At 40.0% G+C, this 19,426-nt stretch carries 17 protein-coding genes; all 17 read right to left on the reverse strand.

Translation table 11 applies throughout. The annotated features are described in order from the left end of the window. Positions 1 to 42: 42 nt before the first annotated feature. Complete coding sequence (locus SporoP8_RS02465; RefSeq protein WP_085131061.1) at positions 43 to 807, reverse strand: uroporphyrinogen-III synthase; 765 nt, start codon at positions 805 to 807, stop codon at positions 43 to 45. Further along, entirely contained in the window at positions 800 to 1,729 is a 930-nt protein-coding gene (gene hemC / locus SporoP8_RS02470) for a hydroxymethylbilane synthase (protein ID WP_085131062.1), read from the reverse strand. The genes SporoP8_RS02465 and hemC overlap by 8 nt, the downstream gene beginning before the upstream one ends. A gap of 15 nt (positions 1,730 to 1,744) precedes the next feature. Next, positions 1,745 to 2,575 (reverse strand): cytochrome c biogenesis protein CcsA, encoded by an 831-nt coding sequence (gene ccsA / locus SporoP8_RS02475; RefSeq protein WP_085131063.1) that lies wholly within the window; start codon positions 2,573 to 2,575, stop codon positions 1,745 to 1,747. Positions 2,576 to 2,796: 221 nt separating this feature from the next. Then, positions 2,797 to 4,173: a glutamyl-tRNA reductase gene (gene hemA, locus SporoP8_RS02480; protein ID WP_085131064.1), complete on the reverse strand. Its 1,377-nt coding sequence runs from the start codon at positions 4,171 to 4,173 to the stop codon at positions 2,797 to 2,799. A gap of 129 nt (positions 4,174 to 4,302) precedes the next feature. Then, entirely contained in the window at positions 4,303 to 4,884 is a 582-nt protein-coding gene (gene yihA / locus SporoP8_RS02485; protein ID WP_085131065.1) for a ribosome biogenesis GTP-binding protein YihA/YsxC, read from the reverse strand. After that, positions 4,881 to 7,202, reverse strand: coding sequence for an endopeptidase La (gene lon / locus SporoP8_RS02490; protein WP_085131066.1), 2,322 nt, complete (start codon positions 7,200 to 7,202; stop codon positions 4,881 to 4,883). Before lon ends, yihA begins: the two co-directional genes overlap by 4 nt. 130 nt (positions 7,203 to 7,332) lie before the next feature. Continuing rightward, a complete protein-coding gene (gene clpX, locus SporoP8_RS02495; protein WP_085131067.1) occupies positions 7,333 to 8,601 on the reverse strand; it encodes an ATP-dependent protease ATP-binding subunit ClpX in 1,269 nt (422 codons plus the stop codon). A gap of 210 nt (positions 8,602 to 8,811) precedes the next feature. Further along, complete coding sequence (gene tig, locus SporoP8_RS02500; RefSeq protein WP_085131068.1) at positions 8,812 to 10,098, reverse strand: trigger factor; 1,287 nt, start codon at positions 10,096 to 10,098, stop codon at positions 8,812 to 8,814. Between the two features lie 245 nt (positions 10,099 to 10,343). Further along, positions 10,344 to 11,309 carry a tetratricopeptide repeat protein gene (locus SporoP8_RS02505; RefSeq protein ID WP_085131069.1) on the reverse strand — a complete coding sequence of 322 codons (966 nt, stop codon included), beginning with the start codon at positions 11,307 to 11,309 and terminating at the stop codon, positions 10,344 to 10,346. Between the two features lie 87 nt (positions 11,310 to 11,396). Beyond that, positions 11,397 to 12,323, reverse strand: coding sequence for a diacylglycerol/lipid kinase family protein (locus SporoP8_RS02510; RefSeq protein ID WP_198166057.1), 927 nt, complete (start codon positions 12,321 to 12,323; stop codon positions 11,397 to 11,399). Positions 12,324 to 12,391: 68 nt separating this feature from the next. Then, positions 12,392 to 13,021: an SIMPL domain-containing protein gene (locus SporoP8_RS02515; RefSeq protein WP_085131071.1), complete on the reverse strand. Its 630-nt coding sequence runs from the start codon at positions 13,019 to 13,021 to the stop codon at positions 12,392 to 12,394. A 460-nt stretch (positions 13,022 to 13,481) separates the two neighbouring features. Further along, a complete protein-coding gene (locus SporoP8_RS02520) occupies positions 13,482 to 14,036 on the reverse strand; it encodes a helix-turn-helix domain-containing protein (RefSeq protein ID WP_085131072.1) in 555 nt (184 codons plus the stop codon). A gap of 121 nt (positions 14,037 to 14,157) precedes the next feature. Next, positions 14,158 to 15,480, reverse strand: a complete 1,323-nt coding sequence (locus SporoP8_RS02525; protein WP_085131073.1) for a TRAP transporter large permease — start codon at positions 15,478 to 15,480, stop codon at positions 14,158 to 14,160. Beyond that, positions 15,464 to 15,973, reverse strand: coding sequence for a TRAP transporter small permease subunit (locus tag SporoP8_RS02530; RefSeq protein ID WP_085131074.1), 510 nt, complete (start codon positions 15,971 to 15,973; stop codon positions 15,464 to 15,466). The genes SporoP8_RS02525 and SporoP8_RS02530 overlap by 17 nt, the downstream gene beginning before the upstream one ends. Positions 15,974 to 15,984: 11 nt before the next feature. After that, positions 15,985 to 17,070 carry a TRAP transporter substrate-binding protein DctP gene (dctP, locus tag SporoP8_RS02535; protein ID WP_158232289.1) on the reverse strand — a complete coding sequence of 362 codons (1,086 nt, stop codon included), beginning with the start codon at positions 17,068 to 17,070 and terminating at the stop codon, positions 15,985 to 15,987. 256 nt (positions 17,071 to 17,326) lie between these two features. Then, positions 17,327 to 17,953: an HD domain-containing protein gene (locus SporoP8_RS02540; RefSeq protein WP_085131076.1), complete on the reverse strand. Its 627-nt coding sequence runs from the start codon at positions 17,951 to 17,953 to the stop codon at positions 17,327 to 17,329. Between the two features lie 346 nt (positions 17,954 to 18,299). Then, the gene (gene msrB / locus SporoP8_RS02545) at positions 18,300 to 19,415 is read right to left on the reverse strand and encodes a peptide-methionine (R)-S-oxide reductase MsrB (RefSeq protein WP_085131077.1); all 1,116 of its coding nucleotides are present in this window, start codon (positions 19,413 to 19,415) and stop codon (positions 18,300 to 18,302) included. Between the last annotated feature and the right edge of the window lie 11 nt (positions 19,416 to 19,426).

A 19,426-nucleotide genomic window follows, 5' to 3' on the forward strand; every position in this document is an offset into this window, starting at 1 on the left:
GATGTGTACGAAGCCTACGATGACGCTTAAATTCTATTGGATTCAATTGAATTCTCCCTTTCGTTTGGCCAGCTCATGGACTAGCTCGACTAATGTATACGTTTCCGGCTTGACGTGAACAGGTGCACCCACTTTTAACAGTGCACGTTCCGTAACATGTCCGATTGCACAAACCGTGAAACCAAACCACGTCGTTTTCGGTGCAATACGTGTAGAAAACACATCCACCGCCGACGGACTTGCGAACAACACGGACACCTGACTTTTTTGAAGTATAAAACGACTCAATTTATCTATTTCATTCGTTGCACTTTTAGTCTCATAGACTGTCCATTCTGAAACATGAAACGGCAACTCCTCACGAATCAAACTGCCAGCGAGAGTGCCTTTCAAAAAGACCACGTGTAATCGCTCTGACATTTCCGGATTAAACTGTTTGACAAAAACATCTGCACTAAACACGCTTGGAATGAAAGATACTTCAAAACCGAGTCGATCTAATGCAGCTGCTGTCCGAGTTCCGACTGCGGCAACTTTTCCGTTAAACACATCAGCCGTTACATTGAACCGCAACATTTTTGAACGGAACGCTGCAACTGCTGATTGACTCGTAAAAATGAGCCAATCAGCTTTCATTGCTTGTTGCAACTTTTGCTGATCAGCCTTCTTCTGTATTTCTCCCACTTCAATTAGCGGAATTGAAACCGGAATGCCACCGTACTTTTTTACAAGTTCGGCAGCTTCCGCAGATTTTGGTGTTCCGGTGAAAATAACCGTTTCTCCTGCTAACGGTAATGCGTTACGCATCCATTTCCGCCTTCACTTTCTCGATTACTTCAGCAGCACCTTGGTCACGTAAAATTCTACTGACTTCCTTACCGACTGCAACAGGATCTGTTCCTTTCACCGTTTCACGGAACACTTGAATTGCATCAGGAGACGCAATGAAACCAGTCATTTCCACTTCATTACCATCAAACTTTGCAAATCCTCCGATTGGTACCTGGCAAGAACCATCCATTTCATTAAGGAACGTGCGCTCAGCCTGTAGCTCAATCCATGTGCTCTCATCTGTTAATTTCGCTAGTTCATCCAGTAATTCTGTATCGTCTTCACGACACTCAATCGCTAATGCACCTTGTCCAACTGCTGGAATACAATCTTCAATCGATAGGTGTTCTGTGACGATGTTGTCATCCCAGCCCATACGCTTGAGTCCTGCAGCTGCTAAGAGGATTGCATCAAATTCACCATCTTGGAGCTTACGTAGACGTGTGTCAATATTGCCGCGTATCCACTTGATTTCTATATCTGGGCGCAACATCAATAACTGTGAGCTACGACGAAGACTTGATGTTCCGACAACCGCTCCAACTGGTAAATCCATGAAGCGAACATGGTCGTTTGCGATGTATGCATCTCGTGGATCTACGCGTTTAGGGATACAGCCAACAGTCAAACCGTCTGGAATTACCGCTGGCATATCTTTCATGCTATGTACGGCAAAATCAATTTCTTTATCAAACAATGCTTGCTGGATTTCTTTTACGAATAACCCTTTACCGCCAACTTTTGACAACATGACGTCCAAGATTTGATCACCTTTCGTCACAATCTCTTTCACTTCAAACTCAAATGGTGCACCTGCCTGCTTCATTTGTTCAATGAACCATTTCGTTTGAGTTAACGCCAGCTTACTTCTACGTGAACCTACAATAATTTTTCTCACAAAACTCTTCCTTTCTTATATCCATAAATGAAATTGTGACAGCGTACTGCCCAAAAAGAAATTAACGACCGTTAAGAGAAATGCAAATATCGTCATCCAGGCAAACTCCACTGATTGGAGCTTTCCCTTATAGTTGAAATAAATAACGGAAGAATAGATGAGTAATACTGCAAATGACCCCATAATTTTCACATCAAAAGGAGACCAATGTTCAAGCGCTACATACGCCCATTGAACACCGAATAATAAACTGACGAATAAAATCGGAATGCCGGTATAGATCGACATTTTCATTCCAACCATCGTCTGATGCAAATTAGGTAGACTGGAAAAGCGTTTTCCAAACTTCTTACTTTTTAAAACGTTATAAACAATCAAATATAATACCGCGAAAACAAATGCTAACGCGAACACCGCATACGAGAGGATTGCTGATGTAATATGAACAAATAACACTTCTGAAATAAGTGAATCACCAACAGTGGAAGCTGTATATTTCAAATTGGAAAAGACATGAATCATTAAAAATACAAATCCAATAATATTCGTGAAAAATACCATGAAATTCACTTTATAAATCAACTGGAACACGATAGATAATGTGACCAGCAACCATACATAAAAATAAATACCTTCAACTAGCGATAATACCGGAAAGCGCTTCATCTGAATAATGTAAAGGGATAAAATCGCAGTTTGTGTAACCCATACGGTAACGATCAGCCAAAAAGCAATCCGTTGAAAATTTTTTGACTTCTTCAAGTAATCAATTAAGTAAAAAACAAGACTGAGGGCATAAAGAACAATCATGACTTCCTGGAGCCTTGCGACGGTTAAATCAACCATATGCTATTCTCTGCCTTTCAAGCGAAAACCTCTCTTTTGCTAGTAAGGAGTGTTCGTCTATATTGTCTCAAATGAGAGGGTGTTACTGCAAATAATTGCATCCATAGTAAGTGTATTTCTACTAGTGTGCCGAATGTTTATACATATATTGCTTATTTACCTGCATTAAAAAAGTGGGCCTGTATCATTCTTGTGAAAGACAGATACAGAACCACCTGGGATTAGTGTTGATAATGTACGTTCGTCACATCCACACCATCTGTTTTTTGATCAGCGCGTTTTTGAAGACGTTCTTTTGCTTGGAATGCCAGCTGTTCCTTTTCTGTTACGACATCTTCGGAAATTCCAAAGATTTGTTCAAAAAGTGCGAGTTTCTCTGCTGCTTTTTTATCAGTAGATAATTCTTTAGCCTGTAAAATAGGTTCTTTTAATAATTGATTAATAATTGATTTTGTATGCTTATTTAGAACTTTCTTTTCACGTTCTGTTAAATCTGGCATTTTATTTTCGATACTAAGCATCGTTTCGCTCTGTATACGACTTGCCTTCTTGCGCAATGCAGAAATCATTGGCACAACACCAAGCGTTGTTAACCATTCTTTAAAAGCAACGACTTCTTGTTCAATCATCAGACCGATTTCATCAGCCGCACGCTTACGTTCAGCCAAATTCGCTTCGACGATGCCTTGCAGATCATCGATATCATACAAGAATACACTGCTTAGTTCACCGATTTTCGGATCAAGATCACGTGGCACAGCGATATCCACCATGAATAACGGCTTGCCTTTACGCAGTCTCTCTACAAAATCCATCAATTCATAATCGATGACATATTCAGTAGCGCCAGTGGAGCTGATTAAAATGTCTGCTTCAAGTAATAAACACTGCAACTCTTGCATAGATTTCGCTTCACCATTAAATTTCGCCGCCAGAATTTCTGCTTTAGAGAATGTTCGGTTGATTACAGTAATCTTCCCAACACCGCTCCCCTGCAAGTTCTTGACTGCTAATTCGCCCATTGTACCTGCACCAAGAATAGCAATATGCTTATCCTTAAGTGAACCGAAAATTTTTCTCCCCAGTTCTACTGCCGCATAGGAAACTGACACAGCATTTTCACCAATTGCTGTGTCGGTATGTGCTTTCTTCGCTGTCGTAATTGCTTGTTTAAATAATTCATTGAATACGGTACCCGTTGTACCAATGTTTTGCGCGGCGAAAAAACTACTGCGCACTTGTCCTAAAATTTGCGTTTCACCAAGTACCATTGAATCAATGCCTGCAGTTACACGTAATAAATGTTCCACTGCACCATCTTCTTCATGAATAATTAAGTGACTCGAAAATTCCTCGATGGGAATAGAAAACCAATCAGCAAGGAATTTTTTTATATAATATCGTCCTGTATGAATCTGATCAACTACCGCATAGATTTCAGTACGGTTACAAGTAGAAATAATGATGTTTTCCAAGATGCTCTTTTGCTGTTGCAATGTTTGCATCGCTTGTGGCAAATCAGCCTCGACGAATGATAGCTTCTCTCTAATTTCGACAGGGGCGGTTCGGTGATTAACACCGACAACGACTGTATACATTAGGTGCTCACACCTTTCGGAATCATTTTCGTACATTCATTATAACATACATAGCGCTTTAGTCGGAATGCAATTTGTGAACATCGTTTGAAGTCATAATGTAACAATTCGATCAAATTAACTCGTTGCTTACATGCGACTTTCAATTTCGCGCCATGCTTCATCCATACCCATGCCTTTTTCAGATGAAAACAGGATGAGCGGCTCGTGTATTTCCATGTTAAATGTTGTACGCACAACTTTCTTATGCTTCTCCCATTTACCTTTAGGTATTTTATCCGCTTTTGTCGCCACGACAATCGTCGGGATATTGTAATGGGAAAGAAAATCATGCATCATGCAATCGTCTTTTGTCGGTGGATGACGTAAATCAACAATCTGCACTACTGCACGTAATTCTTCTCGGGACGTAATATATTGTTCAATCATACCGCCCCATTTTTCTTTTTCTGTTTTTGACACTTTCGCATAGCCGTACCCTGGTACGTCGACGAAAAATAACTTTTCTTCAATTTTATAAAAATTGAGTGTTTGGGTCTTTCCTGGCTTTGAAGATGTACGTGCTAAACTTTTGCGCCCGATCATTTTATTAATGAAGGAAGATTTCCCTACATTCGAACGACCGGCTAACGCAAATTCAGGATAACCTTCTGTTGGATATTGTTCAGGACGAACGGCACTCATAATCATTTCAACGTTATGGACTTTCATTTCTTTTCCTCCAAAGCGATATCGAGTACTTCATGAGCATCCGACACGAGTTTAAATGTTAGTTCTTTTCTTACACTATCTGGAATATCATCCAAGTCGCGTTCATTATCTGACGGAATGATAATCGTTCGCAATCCTGCACGATGAGCACTAAGCGTTTTTTGTTTTAGTCCACCAATAGGTAGTACACGTCCACGCAACGTCACTTCTCCTGTCATACCGACTTCACGGCGTATCGGGCGTTCCGTCAATGCGGATACTAGTGCTGTTACGATGGTTATACCGGCGGAAGGTCCATCTTTTGGCGTGGCGCCTTCCGGAACGTGAATATGAATATCCCACTTTTCATGGAAATCAGGATCTATATGGAATGTCATGGCTTTGGAACGCACATAAGATAATGCGGTTTGTGCTGATTCCTTCATGACATCTCCAAGTTTACCTGTCAACAGTAATTTGCCTTTACCTGGTGATAATGATACTTCAATTTGCAGTGTATCTCCACCTACAGATGTATAGGCGAGTCCAGTGGCCATACCTACCTGATTGACAGTTTCTGCCTGTCCAAAGCGAAAACGCTTTTTGCCAAGTAAAGCTTCTAATGATTTCGGGCTCACTGTTAGACTTTTTTTATCACCTGCCAGAATTTGACGTGCGGCTTTACGACAAATGCTGGCAATTTCACGCTCAAGTGAACGTACACCAGCTTCACGTGTATAATATCGTACAATTTCTAGAACTGCTTCTTCCTGGAAACGAAGTTGTGCCTTCTTTAGACCATGTTCCTTCATCTGTTTAGGAATCAAATGGTGGATTGCTATTGATTGTTTTTCCTGTTCTGTATAACCGGGGATCGAAATGATTTCCATACGGTCACGCAATGGACCCGGAATAGCCCCCAGATCATTCGAAGTCGCAATGAATAACACACTCGAAAGATCGTACGGCTCTTCTATATAATGATCACTAAAATTACTGTTTTGTTCAGGATCCAGCACTTCTAGCATAGCAGACGATGGATCTCCTCGGAAATCATTAGACATTTTATCAATTTCATCGAGTAAGAAGACTGGGTTGACAGTGCCTGCCTTTTTCATACTTTGGATAATACGCCCAGGCATCGCGCCTACGTAAGTTCGACGATGACCACGGATTTCAGATTCATCACGGACACCACCTAGTGATATGCGAACAAATTCACGTCCTAGTGACTCAGCGATAGAACGGGCTAATGAGGTTTTACCCACTCCTGGAGGACCATCCAGGCAAAGAATCGGTCCACGCAGTGAATTTGTCATCTGACGCACAGCGAGATACTCTAGAATTCGTTCTTTAACGTTTTCCAACCCTTCATGATCACGATTCAAAATCTCTTCTGACCGGGATAAATCGAGCTGATCTTCTGTCGCATGAGTCCATGGCAGCGTAATGAGCCACTCAATATAATTACGAATGATACCACTTTCAGCCGAAACAGAAGGGATCTTCTCATAACGTTCCAACTCACGCTCTGCTGTATCCTTAACAGATTGTGGCATATTTGCTTCTTCAATTTTCAATTTCAGTTCGGACACTTCAAGACCTTTACCATCTTTATCGCCTAGTTCAGTTTGAATTGCCTTTAACTGTTCGCGTAAATAAAACTCTTTTTGTGTGCGTTCCATTGCATCTTTCACGCGTTCATTAATCTTTTGTTCAAGCTCCATGATTTCCTGTTCATTATACATTCGACTAATAAGCCATTCCAAACGTTCAGGCACGTCCAGTATTTCAAGCACTTCTTGTTTTGCTGTTAATTTTAACGGCAAATTTGATGCAATCATATCTGCTAACCTACCTGGTTCTTGAATGCTTTCAACCGTCTCCAGTGTTTCATCGGAAATTCTTTTGCTATTCTTCGCATATCGCTTGAACTGTGCAACAAGTGAACGCATCAGCGCTTCTGCTTCTGCGTCTTTTTCTTCGCTTTCCTCATAACACGTGACATTGACAACTGGATACAGGTCAGCTTCTTGGTAACTGCTCCACTCTGCTCTATGTATACCTTCGATTAATACACGATATGTACCATTTGGTAATTGAGTCATTGATTTAATATTCGCTAGAGTACCAATTTCATGCAAATCATCTTTTTCTGGATTTTCCAAACTCAAATCTTTCTGAGTCGCAAGGAAAACTTCATGATTACCAGCTAATGAGTGTTCAATTGCAAAAATCGAGCGTTCACGGCCAACATCTATATGTAAAAGCATCGTCGGATAAACAATCACTCCGCGAAGTGGCAATAATGGGATGTTCTGTTTTTGAATCGTCGGCATGAAAAGCCACCTCCAAATATGTTATGTATATGTATGTGTAATGCGCATATAAAATCTTATGTAAGAAAAAGCCGACTGCCGAACGTATAAGATACGCATCGGTGGAGCCGGCCCTTTTGCCTTTTCGGCGTTATGCGGTATTTTTTTCGTTATCTGATTCGTATACAGATCCGTCTTCTCTGTGTAAAATCGGAGTAGACTTTCCAAGAACAGAATCCCTCGTAATGATACATTTCTTCACTTCTTCGAGTGAAGGTAGATCGTACATTACATCCAACATGATGTTTTCAATAATGGAACGAAGCCCACGTGCACCTGTCTTACGAGCAATCGCTTCTTTTGCGATTTCGATCAAAGCATCATCTTCAAATTGAAGTTCTACATCATCTAGTTCAACCATCTTCTGGTATTGTTTGACGATCGCATTTTTCGGCTCAGTTAGAATTTGATACAATGTATCTTCATCTAATGTATCGAGTGTTGCAATTACCGGCAAACGACCGATGAATTCTGGAATCAAACCGTATGATTGGAGATCTTCAGGAATCAATTTAGCCAATAGGCTATCTTCTTCATTGATTTCTTGCTTGGACTCAGAACCGAAACCGATGACTTTACGTCCGATACGGCGTTTAACGATATCTTCAATACCATCAAATGCTCCACCTACCACGAATAAGATATTCGTTGTATCGATTTGCAAGAATTCTTGATGAGGATGCTTACGGCCACCTTGTGGTGGTACGCTTGCAACTGTTCCTTCAAGAATCTTCAGCAACGCTTGTTGCACACCTTCACCAGATACGTCACGAGTAATCGACGCATTCTCAGATTTACGAGCTACCTTGTCGATTTCATCAATGTAGATAATACCTTTTTCAGCTTTATCAATATCGAAGTCTGCTGCTTGAATTAATTTCAAGAGAATATTCTCTACGTCTTCCCCAACGTAGCCTGCTTCAGTTAATGAAGTCGCATCTGCAATCGCAAATGGCACATCCAAAATACGAGCCAACGTTTGTGCTAGTAATGTTTTACCGCTACCAGTTGGTCCGATTAAGACGATGTTGGATTTAGCCAGCTCGACTTCATCAATTTTACTGCCTGAATTTACTCGTTTGTAATGATTGTATACCGCTACTGCGAGTGATTTCTTTGCGCGATCTTGCCCGATGATATAGTCATCGAGGATACCTTGGATTTCTCTTGGTTTCGGTACATCTTTTAGCTCGAAGCCTTCTTCAAGACCTACTTCCTCTTCCACGATTTCCGCACAAAGTTCAACGCATTCATCACAAATATAAACACCTTGACCTGCTACCAATTTGCGGACTTGCTCTTGAGATTTCCCACAAAAAGAACAGCTCAGGTTATCGTTTTCATCATTAAATTTGAACATTATGCTCACCCCTATTCAAGTGAATATACTACAAGATTACCATGACTTAATCAACTATTTAGAACTTATTGACCGATAACACCCAGCCAGATATGTATAGTTATTTATGTTCTAGCTTGTGGAGTTTCAGTAAGACTATACATGAAATTCTTTTATTTAAGAAAAACAAGGTACGGGCAAACCGTACCTTGTTGCATTCATATAGAAAGATTAGTCGATGATTTTTGCATTGTCAACAAGTAGTTGTACTGTTTTATTGAAACGAAGGTCGTTCTCAAGTACAGATGTGCCACCAAGAGTAGTCTTGATTTGCTCCACGTCCATACCGAATTGTTCAGACATCTTTTCAAGTTCAGCATGTACTTCTTCCTCAGGCACTTCTACTTTTTCAGCTGCGCCGATTGCTTCAAGTGTCAATGAAACGCGTACGCGGCTTAATGCGTCGTCTTTCATTTGATCGCGAAGTGTTTGCTCGTCTTGTCCAGAGAACTGGAAGTAAAGATCCAAGTTCATACCTTGCATTTGAAGACGTTGTTCGAAGTCCTGCATCATACGATCCGTTTCCGAATCGATCATCGCTTGTGGAATTTCCATTTCAGCGTTGCTTGCAGCTTGTTCTACTAGATCGTCACGAAGAGCTGTTTCAGAATCATTCTTCTTCACTTCTTCAGCTTCTTCTTTCAACTTCGTGCGTAGCTCTTCTACTGAAGAAACACTCTCGTCGATTTCTTTTGCTAACTCATCATCAAGTTCTGGAACTTCTTTAGACTTGATTTCGTTAACTTTCACTTTGAATGTAGCAGGCTTACCAGCTAATTCAGCAGCATGATATTCTTCAGGGAAAGTGATTTCGATTTCTTTTTCTTCTCCTGTTTTCATGCCTACTACTTGCTCTTCGAATCCTGGAATAAATGAACCAGAACCAACTTCAAGTTCGTAGTTTTCTGACTGTCCGCCTTCGAAAGCTTCACCATCAGCGAATCCTTCGAAATCGATTGTAGCAGTATCGCCATCTTTCACAACGCCATCTTCTTTGACTACCATTTCTGCTAGTGCTTCAGTACGTTGTTGAAGCTGTGCGTCTACTTCTTCATCTGTTACTTCAACTGATTGACGAGTTACTTCAAGACCTTTGTATTCACCAAGCTTAACTTCCGGCTTAAGCGCTACGATTGCAGTGAAAACAACAGGTTCGCCTTTTTCTAGCTTTTCGATGTCGATTTCAGGAGCTGCGATTGGATCTACGTCTGCTTCGTCTACTGCAGCAGAGTATGCTCCAGGAAGTACGATATCGATAGCGTCATTGTAAAGTGATTCTTCACCGTACATTTTGTTGAACATTTTGCGTGGCATTTTCCCCTTACGGAAACCAGGTGCCTGTACTTTCTTTACTACTTTTTTGAACGCTTCATCCAGTGCTTCGTTGAAACGATCTACGGAAACTTCAAATGTAAGTTTCCCTTCACTGCCTTCTAATTTTTCCCATTTAACTGTCATATGTATGACCTCCAAATCATTTGCAATACTTTTATTTTTATTTTAATCAATTATACCTTCGCATGATTGTATCTGAATTTTTTCTGTACATCCTAAAAAAATCTTCGACACTCTTTGAAGGCTTTATCTGAATCAGCTCATTTTGTTCCGCTTGTAAGAAGCGACAACGTTACTGAGGACAGATAAGCAGTTGACAACCATTTTAGTATAACATAGTCTATTCATCTTTCAAGAATTAATCACTGTCAGCTTTCCATTTCTTCATCCACCGAACGTATGAACGATAGTAATGAAGACTCCGTCGTTTGCTGACCGTACAATAACTGCTTTGTATACGCGACATACTCGCCCGCCACCTCTTCTGCCGTGTAAGGACCCCAGTGGAATGGAAACAGCAAGACACTGTACTTGAGGATCAAATTGACTACTAATTCACTAGCTGTTGGATCTTTCTCAAATTGTGCTTTTGCGAGAAACTGCACTTCCCCAATAAATTGATCTTCCTCGGGTGAAACGAGTCTTGATGGATTAACTTCCGTTTCAAAGTGGTATTTACGAACAGCTAACGATTCCTGATATCCCACTTGTTGCAATAACATCAACGCATAGGTCTTAACAACCGGCAACATATCCTCTGCTTCAATCACCTCTACCAACAACGGAATGTATGGCTGTAATTTCTGATGTTGCAATGACAATAAGAATTCCTGTTGCTCCATCGAACCCATTTGGTGAAATTGCTCGCTTGTAATAGAAGGCTCCTCAATGGAAGGTTCTTCATAACGAGTAGATAATCGACTATTCAACTCTCGCAAATATTGAAACTTCTGTAAACTATGTTGTGGAATGATTTCTTTCTCTAACAGACCTTGTATCGTCAGCTCTACCTCATCGTATTGCTGTAGTTGGATTGAAATCGAAAGGTAAAGCTCAAGTATTTCTATGTAATCGCCTGCTTGGTTCTGCATAGCAAGAAGTGCGAATTCTTTTGCTCGTTCATACTCTTTCATTTCATATAAAGAAATAGCTAGACCATCAAAAACCGTGTAATCTTCGGGATCAATTTCCAATACAGATTCGAAATTCCGAACCGCTTCTTGATGAAGATCACGTTCCATTGCCAGTCTACCTTCTCGATGAAGACGTTCGAGTGTTCCAGGAAAGACGACTACATTTCCTTTTCTAATAACTTGTCTGCGCTTCTTTTGCATTGTAATCACCTGCCTGCTTTGTTACTTTCACTATAGCACAGCACTCTAAACCGATTCCACCTTGACGCAATGAATGACAGTAAGCGATTATACTATCGGTTTATCTACGACATACCACTTATGCTGATCCACTTCACAAATGACTGGCTGATCTGTAGTGGTCCCAATATATTCCCCATCGGTGTGGCAACCTACTACTCGATCCGTCTCAATAATGAATTGGTCATTCTTATAAGTAGAAACTCCTTTTAACTTCGTATGACTTCCATTGAATACAGTTAAAAACACTGCTAAAAATTTCAGCACAGAAATAGAGTGGATGACTGTCAGCTCAAACTCTCCATCATCATAAATAGAATAAGGAGAAATTTTCATGCCGCCACCGTAGTATTTTTGATTACTGACGGTGATCATCCAGACATTCTCAAATATGCGAGTGTCTGAATCAATTTGAATTTTCGCGTTAAATGGTTTGAAGGCTAGTAAACTACGCGCTACGGTCAGAGCATACACTATGCTGCCAAGCTTCCATTTATTTAACGTCTTTTTAATAGTAGATTGTCCAACTGCCAATGAAATATCCGCATCTAAGCCGAAACCACAGTTGCTTGCAAAATAACGTTGATGCACGTCGCTCAATTTCACGGAGCCAAAGTCCACGGTTTTTCTATTAGCCGGTTCTATTGCGATATAAGATTCCACTTCCTGCAAATTATTGAATGCTGGAAACGTCCTTGCGAAATCATTACCGGACCCCGCTTTCATGACCCCGACAGTTACAAGAGGATAACCTGCAACACCATTTAGCACTTCATGGATTGTCCCATCCCCACCTATTACGATGATCAATAACGAAACGGTGGTTTGTTTAGCAAGTTGCTGTGCAAGTTCTTCCGCATGATTATGTCGCTCGGTCAGATGAAATGGATAGCTGATATTCTTTCGCAAGCTTGCCCATAACTTGGCCCCTTTACCATCTCCAGCTTGTTCATTTATGATGAAATGTACATCCATACGGACCGCCTCTTTCAAAAGCCTTTTCATCATAGTAGCAGACTACCAATTAACATACTAGACCATTGTCAGACTATTTGATACTTCACTTGCAGACTTGCACTGATCGTAATCATACCTGACTCGATTGGTGTTCTACCGGTATCCGCCATAGTCATTGCACGGAAAGCTACTGGTTGAGATATATGCTGCTCTTCAACCTTTAATGGAATTGGCCGGTTCTGTAATTTCAATGAAGTCCCAATCGTAATCATTTTAGTCTCTGCATCTTGCAAGGCTAGCACCAGCGCTTGCTGATATTGTTCATCTTGATTGGGCATCGTGAATTCGATCGATCCAATTTGATTCGCACCATTTTTGACCGCAAGATCGACGAGTTCGCCTGTTCGTGAAAGTTCGTTATTTGTAATGCGGATAGAATTAATCACTTCATACCCTTGAAAGCGCTGTTCTCCATTCACGTATTCATAGACTGGGCGAATTTGAAAATCAATCGTTTGCATGGATGTTTCTGCAATTCCCGCTTTTTGTAGCGACTGGATTACTTGATTCATACGCTTAGCGTTTTCTTGCTGGATTTCTCCAAGTTCGGTTCCTCTTGACACTACAGATAATACAATATGAACCGTACTAGGAGAGACTTTCACTGTCCCTTCACCAAATACAGTAATCATCCGTGTTTCCTGTTCTTTATACATACATAACACTCTCCTTTTACAGTATTGTCATTTCTATGCAACATACGAGCCAATTTATACGTCTTTTTTGTTTACTCACGCACTGGAATGAGTATAAACATTTTGTTCAAATTTAAATGGCTAAGTAGAATTTGTTATTCTGTAGAGTAACTATTGAAGTAACTGGACATCTCTTATAGCTATCGAGTTTGTAGTTTAAAGAAAATTTAATTGCTGTTCAGTCTCATTTAAACAAAAAAGCTCTCGATCTATTAAGACCGATGAGCTTGAATATTCGTTTCAATTTTAAAATGTGATGAATCCTTTTTGTACTGCGAACCCACCTAATGTACACAAGGCGATGACAACGAGTGTAATAATGAATAATCGATTGTTTCTGTCCAAGACGTCACCTTTTTCTCTATTGAATAGATTATTACTAGTTACCTCATTCTATCCTATCGAGTTTAGGAGAAGCAATCTATTTTTTATTTGAAGATCCATCTGCATTGGCACTAACCACAAGCAGTGTCACAGGTTGGCTAGTCTCGTTGAACCAGACGTGTTCCTGCATCGAATCTATATGGAACGATTCATTCGTATAGAATGTATCGGAGTAATCCTCCAAAATCACTTTAAGTTCACCTTCTAATATGTAGACAAATTCCTGCCCTTGATGCGCGTAGGGATGTGTATGGGATTCTCCAGGCCTCAATTCAATACGCGCGGGGAAAAATAACGGATTTTCCATATCACCTACAAGGTTTGTAAAAGTGAAATTTGGCTGGTCAGCAGTTTTTTTAATAGTCCGTTTCTTGGTCGGCGATTTTTCCGTTGGTTCCTCAAAGAATAAATTTATATGAACACCTAACGCCTCCGCAATTCTACGCAATGAAGTAAAAGTTACCGAACTAATTCCACGTTCTACTTGAGACAAAAAGCTGACGGATAATCCGCTTTTGACACTAACATCTTTTAACGTCAATTTATTCATCTTTCGAATCCGATGAATTTCTTTTCCTAATTCCGCATCCATTTCCATCCATCCCTTACTTAAAAATAATCTACTATTACTCTAGCATGAATATGAACATGTTTTTTATATAACGAAAAGACTCCTGATTTAATCAAGAGTCTTTTCTATTATATAGTATCTTTTATTTCGAACTTAATAAAGTAGGAAGCCAGGTAGCCAACGTCGGGAACAAAATAAAAATAATTGTTGCCATGAGTTGGATGATGATAAACGGGAAAGTTGCACGATAAATCTTCTCGATACTTACCTTATCGCCCACTGCACTCTTTAAATAGAAGATCGCAAATCCGAATGGCGGCGTCAAATATGCTAATTGAAGAACTACCATGAAGACAACACCCCACCATAAGGGATCAAAACCAGCATCTGCAATAATAGGTGAAATTATTGGAGCTGCAAGCATAATCAATGCCATTGTTTCCAGAAACATTCCCAGTAAAATTATGAAAGCCAAAGAGAAAACTAAGATCCCCCATTTACCTCCAGGGGCCAATTGAGCCATTTCGGAAACAAAACGATTTCCGCCAACTCCAGAGAACACAGCTGAAAATGCTGCCGCACCAATCAATATCCAGCCTACCATTCCCGTCATTTTAGTAGATTCTTTAAGCGCCAAATTGATCTTCTCTAAGTTCAAACGTTTGGTGAATAGGCCAATAAGTAAAGTACCAAGAACGCCAACTGCTGCTCCTTCAGTAGGTGTCGCAATACCTGTAAATATTGAACCAAGTACGATTACGATTAAAACCATCGGTAAGATGACAGACTTCATAGCTAGGAGCTTCTCGCGAGTTGTAGCACGATCCTCTTTTAACAACGAGGGAGCCATATCTTTGTTTTTATAAGCACGGAATAAAATATACGCTATAAACAATCCAATTAAAATGAATCCCGCACCTAAGCCTCCAGCAAATAAACTAGATACCGATACGCCAGTAATAGCGCCATAGACGACCATGTTTAAACTTGGTGGAATAAGTTGTCCTAGTGTACCTCCTGCCATGATCGATCCTAAGCTCAATGATTCATTATATTTATACTTCATCATCTGCGGTAACGCAATTAATCCCAGACCGATTACACCTGCTGCAACTACCCCCGAAATCGCACCGATAATTGCACCTACTAAAATGGTCGCAATCGCGAGTCCGCCGCGTAATGCACCAGACCACTTGTAGACTGCATCATATAAATCGGTGATGATATTGGATTTTTCCAATAAAACGGACATCAGAATGAATAACGGAATTGCAATAAGTGTAAAATTGTTCATCACACCCCAAGCAGCACTAGTTAATAGACTAGTACTATCAATCCCCCACATCATTAGCGCAAACACTACACCAACTGTCGATAATGCAAATGCTATTGGTACCCCTAAAAACAGAAGCAGCATCAATAAAACGAACATCGCAATTGGGGCATACTCAAATAGTAGAATCATCTGCGCTACCTCCAATTGCGATTTTATAGATTTCGACCCAAGCTTGTAACCAAACTAGCAAGCCACTAATCGGAATAAACCACTTAAACCACCATATCTGTGGATTAAACGAACTCTGATGAGACGAATGCTCCAATATCATTGTCGATTCAACAGCCATAAGGGACCCACGGTAGATCAGGAACGATGCTACTAATATCACAAGTAACATAGCGAATATACCAAAGAATTTATTCCATTTAGGAGACAATAAACGCGGAATGATATCCACTGCGATGTGTCCTTTCACTCTAAGCACTTCAGCTCCCGCTAGTAATATGGACACGCCATATATGAAAATCGGCACTTCAAAACCCCAATCTGGTGCATCATGCAAAAAGCGTCTCATGATAATGGTATAGATGACTATTAGCGTTAGTGGAATCATCAGATAGCCCGCGATTCTTCCAGCGATTGACGACATTTTTTCTATTATAGTAGTTAAGAGAATCATGCTGCCACCGCCTATTCTTTATAACCTATTTTTTTTGCTTGTTCAATATAACCAAGTTCAGCTAAGAGATCAGCATATTGTTCTACATATTCCTTACTCGCTTCACTTTTTTCTTTATAATCATTTAACAGTTCAAATCCTTTTTCACGCATTTCTTCAATATCTTCTTCAGGCAACTGAATGAATTCGATGTTTGGATTATTCATCCATTCAGTCTTTGCTTTTGAACTTTCTACGCCATATGCAATAGCAGATTCATAGCGAACTTTATCTCTTGCCACCTGCACAATCGCCTTCAAATCATCCGGTAACTCTTCCCAAGATTTCGGATTCGCGATCAGCTCTTTATCGGAACTTGGTCCAACATGTAAAGCGGGCTCGATAATATATTTTGATACTTCATCTAATCCCATTTCACCGTTCACCAAATAATCATTAAATTCAGCCGCGTCCACTGTACTCAGTTGCAAACCTGTATAGATTTCAGGTGCAGATAATGAAATAGCAGAGGCACCAAGTTTTCCATAAAATAGACTAGCCACTCCGGCAGCACGAATGTTCTTTCCTTTGAAGTCATCAGCAGAACGGATTGGTACTTGAGACATCAAGATTTCTTCAGGTGCATAATCGAATGCCCCTAAGCTATTAATTCCATGCTTTTCATAGGCTTTATCCATAATGGGCTGTAGCTTTTCCGAACGATAGAAATGTTCTTCAAAGCCTGAAATCGGATCACCAGGAATCGTCCCTCCACCTAAAGCAAAAACAGGATCTTTACCTGTCCAGAAACCTGTATAGACAGCAGCTACATCAACAACACCATTTTTTACCATATCAAATGTTTCATTTGTCGGGAATAAAATATTGGCACCAAACGGCTCAATCACTAAGCGGCCACCTGACATTTCTTCTACTGCTTTGACAAATGGCAATATCGTTCCATCGTACCGTGCAGTTCCTGGTATTTGATGTGTGACCATACGCCACTTATAAACTCTCTGTTCTCCTTTAGGTATTGTTTCATTAAGTTGACAGCCAGTTAAAATCATTAGAAAGATGAGTAGCAAACTAATCAGCGGTAAACCTTTCTTTAACATATTACTCCTCCTTTTGGAATCGCTTACATTCTGATAATTACGTCTAATTATTAGAGTTAATTTATTATAATTACAGTGTGAGTGTAAAGTCAACAATATTTTCTTCTTTACTGTAATCATGATGGATTGGTAGTACTCAATACATTCTTATATTACAAAAGTAATTCCAAACAAAAAACAGTCTCTGAAAATCTGATAATCCAGACTTCCAAGACTGTATGTCTTATAATTTGAATTCATTCTAACACGGGTTACATTATTCAATTTCTAACTTCAATTGATGTAGAAACTGGACCATGAATTCATGTCGTTCTTGTGCCAAACGCACGCCTTCCTTCGTGACCATCAATTCGCAAAGCAATAATAACTTCTCGTGAAAATGCGTAACAGTAGAAGTTTCTTTTTTACGGTATTCAGACTCAGACATATCCTTTCGGGCTTCTTCTTGCTGATCGTAAAGTTTCCTACCACGTGCTCCGCCAAATGCAAATGCCCGTGCAATTCCTACCGCGCCAATGGCATCCAAACGGTCAGCATCTCTGACAATTGCGCCTTCAATTGATGTAATATCTTTTGCGTTACCACCACTGAATGATACACTTTCAATCGCGGACATCACATTATTTGCAATCTGTTGTGTTGCACCTATTTTTTCAAGTAACTCTATCGTAGTGACTTCATGCATCTCTTCATATTTCGCATCTTCCACATCATGCAACAGAACTGCTAAACGCACGACTAGTTCATCAGCACTGGGCTCTGCAGTTAATATTTTCTCTGCATTTTTCATTACACGATCAATATGATCGAGATCATGACTCGCATCAAATTTCTTATAAATACCTTCAACTTCTGTTCTACATTTCGCTATCATTTCTTGCATTAAATTCCTTCCTCTCTTTTTCATTAGTTATATGAATATACAGCCTAGAAAACCTATTCTTTTATATGTCGAATGAAATTCATTTCATTATTAGCAGAACTTACTGAAGCTTCATATTCTTCACCGTTATAGAGTTTAACATGCATTTCGAAGTTGGGAATACCTATACCGCCTTGTCGTACTATATACTAATTGGACAACGATTCTGATCACAGCTTGTCGAGATATTCCACGAATTGCATAATACAATGCGTTTACCACCATCTACGTTAACAATCCTGTGAAGAAGGAAAGAAAGAAAGAAAGAAAGAGTGGCTCCTTTCCTTCTATTGGGATTCAGCATATATTATTTTACATAACTTATCAGATAGCCATAGCCTTTAGCTTCCATTTCTTTTAGCGGTACGAATTCAATCGATGCGCTGTTAATACAGTAACGTAATCCTCCGCGATCTTTTGGTCCATCTTCGAATATATGTCCTAGATGGCTATCCCCTGCACGGCTTCTCACTTCAGTTCGCACCATATTGAAACTTCTATCTATATGTTCCGTCATTACTTCGGGAACGATTGGTTGCGTGAAGCTTGGCCAACCACACTGTGAGTCATACTTATCAGCACTTGAGAATAGCGGTTCACCTGTTGCGACATCGATATAGATGCCATCTTCAAACGTATTCCAATATTCATTAGAGAATGCCGTTTCTGTATTGTTACCTTGTGTTACTTGATACTGTTCTGTCGTTAACTTCTCTTTTAATTCTTTGTCGCTTGGCTTAGGATAGTTCGCAGCATCAATTACAGATGGAATTTCCTGATCTTCCAATGTATCGAATTCAACATGACAATAGCCATTTGGATTTTTCTCTAGATAATCTTGGTGGTTCTCTTCTGCTAGCGTAAAGCTTGTCAACGGTTCTACTTCCGTGACAATTTCTGCGTCATAACGTTCCTGTTCGGCAGCAACGACTTCGTCAATAATCGCTTGATCTTCTGGCTTCGCGTAATAAATGCCCGAACGATATTGTGTACCACGGTCATTTCCTTGCTTATTCAAAGAGGTAGGATCAACAATCATGAAAAAGTGCTCCACAATCGTTTTCAAATCTGTATGTTTTGGATCATATTGTACATGAACCGTTTCTGCATGACCGGTTTTGCCCGTAATAACTTGATTGTATGTTGGATTTTCTGTCGTGCCATTTGCAAAGCCCGACGTCACATCATACACGCCATAGACCCGTTCCATATAGGCTTCAACACCCCAGAAACAGCCCCCCGCCAAGTAGATGTCCTGAAGATTATTTTCATCAAATTCTATATCATCATTGGGATTGGCGGGATATACGGTACCTGAAGAAGCAGTCAGTGAACTTGGGCTAGATGAGGAATCTGTTTTACCTATGCCACATCCTGTAAGTAACAAAATACCGAGTAAACCAAGTATCATTTTCAATTTCATAAAATGATCTC

The organism is Sporosarcina ureae (assembly GCF_002101375.1).
In the GTDB taxonomy this organism is placed as follows: Bacteria; Bacillota; Bacilli; order Bacillales_A; family Planococcaceae; genus Sporosarcina; species Sporosarcina ureae_B.

Excerpts from the sequence above, each read along its gene's own strand:
- SporoP8_RS02465 (WP_085131061.1), bottom strand. The coding sequence starts at position 807 with ATGCGTAACGCATTACCGTTAGCAGGAGAAACGGTTATTTTCACCGGA.
- ccsA (WP_085131063.1), bottom strand. The coding sequence starts at position 2,575 with ATGGTTGATTTAACCGTCGCAAGGCTCCAGGAAGTCATGATTGTTCTT.
- hemA (WP_085131064.1), bottom strand. The coding sequence starts at position 4,173 with ATGTATACAGTCGTTGTCGGTGTTAATCACCGAACCGCCCCTGTCGAA.
- yihA (WP_085131065.1), bottom strand. The coding sequence starts at position 4,884 with ATGAAAGTCCATAACGTTGAAATGATTATGAGTGCCGTTCGTCCTGAA.
- lon (WP_085131066.1), bottom strand. The coding sequence starts at position 7,202 with ATGCCGACGATTCAAAAACAGAACATCCCATTATTGCCACTTCGCGGA.
- clpX (WP_085131067.1), bottom strand. The coding sequence starts at position 8,601 with ATGTTCAAATTTAATGATGAAAACGATAACCTGAGCTGTTCTTTTTGT.
- tig (WP_085131068.1), bottom strand. The coding sequence starts at position 10,098 with ATGACAGTTAAATGGGAAAAATTAGAAGGCAGTGAAGGGAAACTTACA.
- SporoP8_RS02505 (WP_085131069.1), bottom strand. The coding sequence starts at position 11,309 with ATGCAAAAGAAGCGCAGACAAGTTATTAGAAAAGGAAATGTAGTCGTC.
- SporoP8_RS02510 (WP_198166057.1), bottom strand. The coding sequence starts at position 12,323 with ATGGATGTACATTTCATCATAAATGAACAAGCTGGAGATGGTAAAGGG.
- SporoP8_RS02515 (WP_085131071.1), bottom strand. The coding sequence starts at position 13,021 with ATGTATAAAGAACAGGAAACACGGATGATTACTGTATTTGGTGAAGGG.
- SporoP8_RS02520 (WP_085131072.1), bottom strand. The coding sequence starts at position 14,036 with ATGGATGCGGAATTAGGAAAAGAAATTCATCGGATTCGAAAGATGAAT.
- SporoP8_RS02525 (WP_085131073.1), bottom strand. The coding sequence starts at position 15,480 with ATGATTCTACTATTTGAGTATGCCCCAATTGCGATGTTCGTTTTATTG.
- SporoP8_RS02530 (WP_085131074.1), bottom strand. The coding sequence starts at position 15,973 with ATGATTCTCTTAACTACTATAATAGAAAAAATGTCGTCAATCGCTGGA.
- dctP (WP_158232289.1), bottom strand. The coding sequence starts at position 17,070 with ATGTTAAAGAAAGGTTTACCGCTGATTAGTTTGCTACTCATCTTTCTA.
- SporoP8_RS02540 (WP_085131076.1), bottom strand. The coding sequence starts at position 17,953 with ATGCAAGAAATGATAGCGAAATGTAGAACAGAAGTTGAAGGTATTTAT.
- msrB (WP_085131077.1), bottom strand. The coding sequence starts at position 19,415 with ATGAAATTGAAAATGATACTTGGTTTACTCGGTATTTTGTTACTTACA.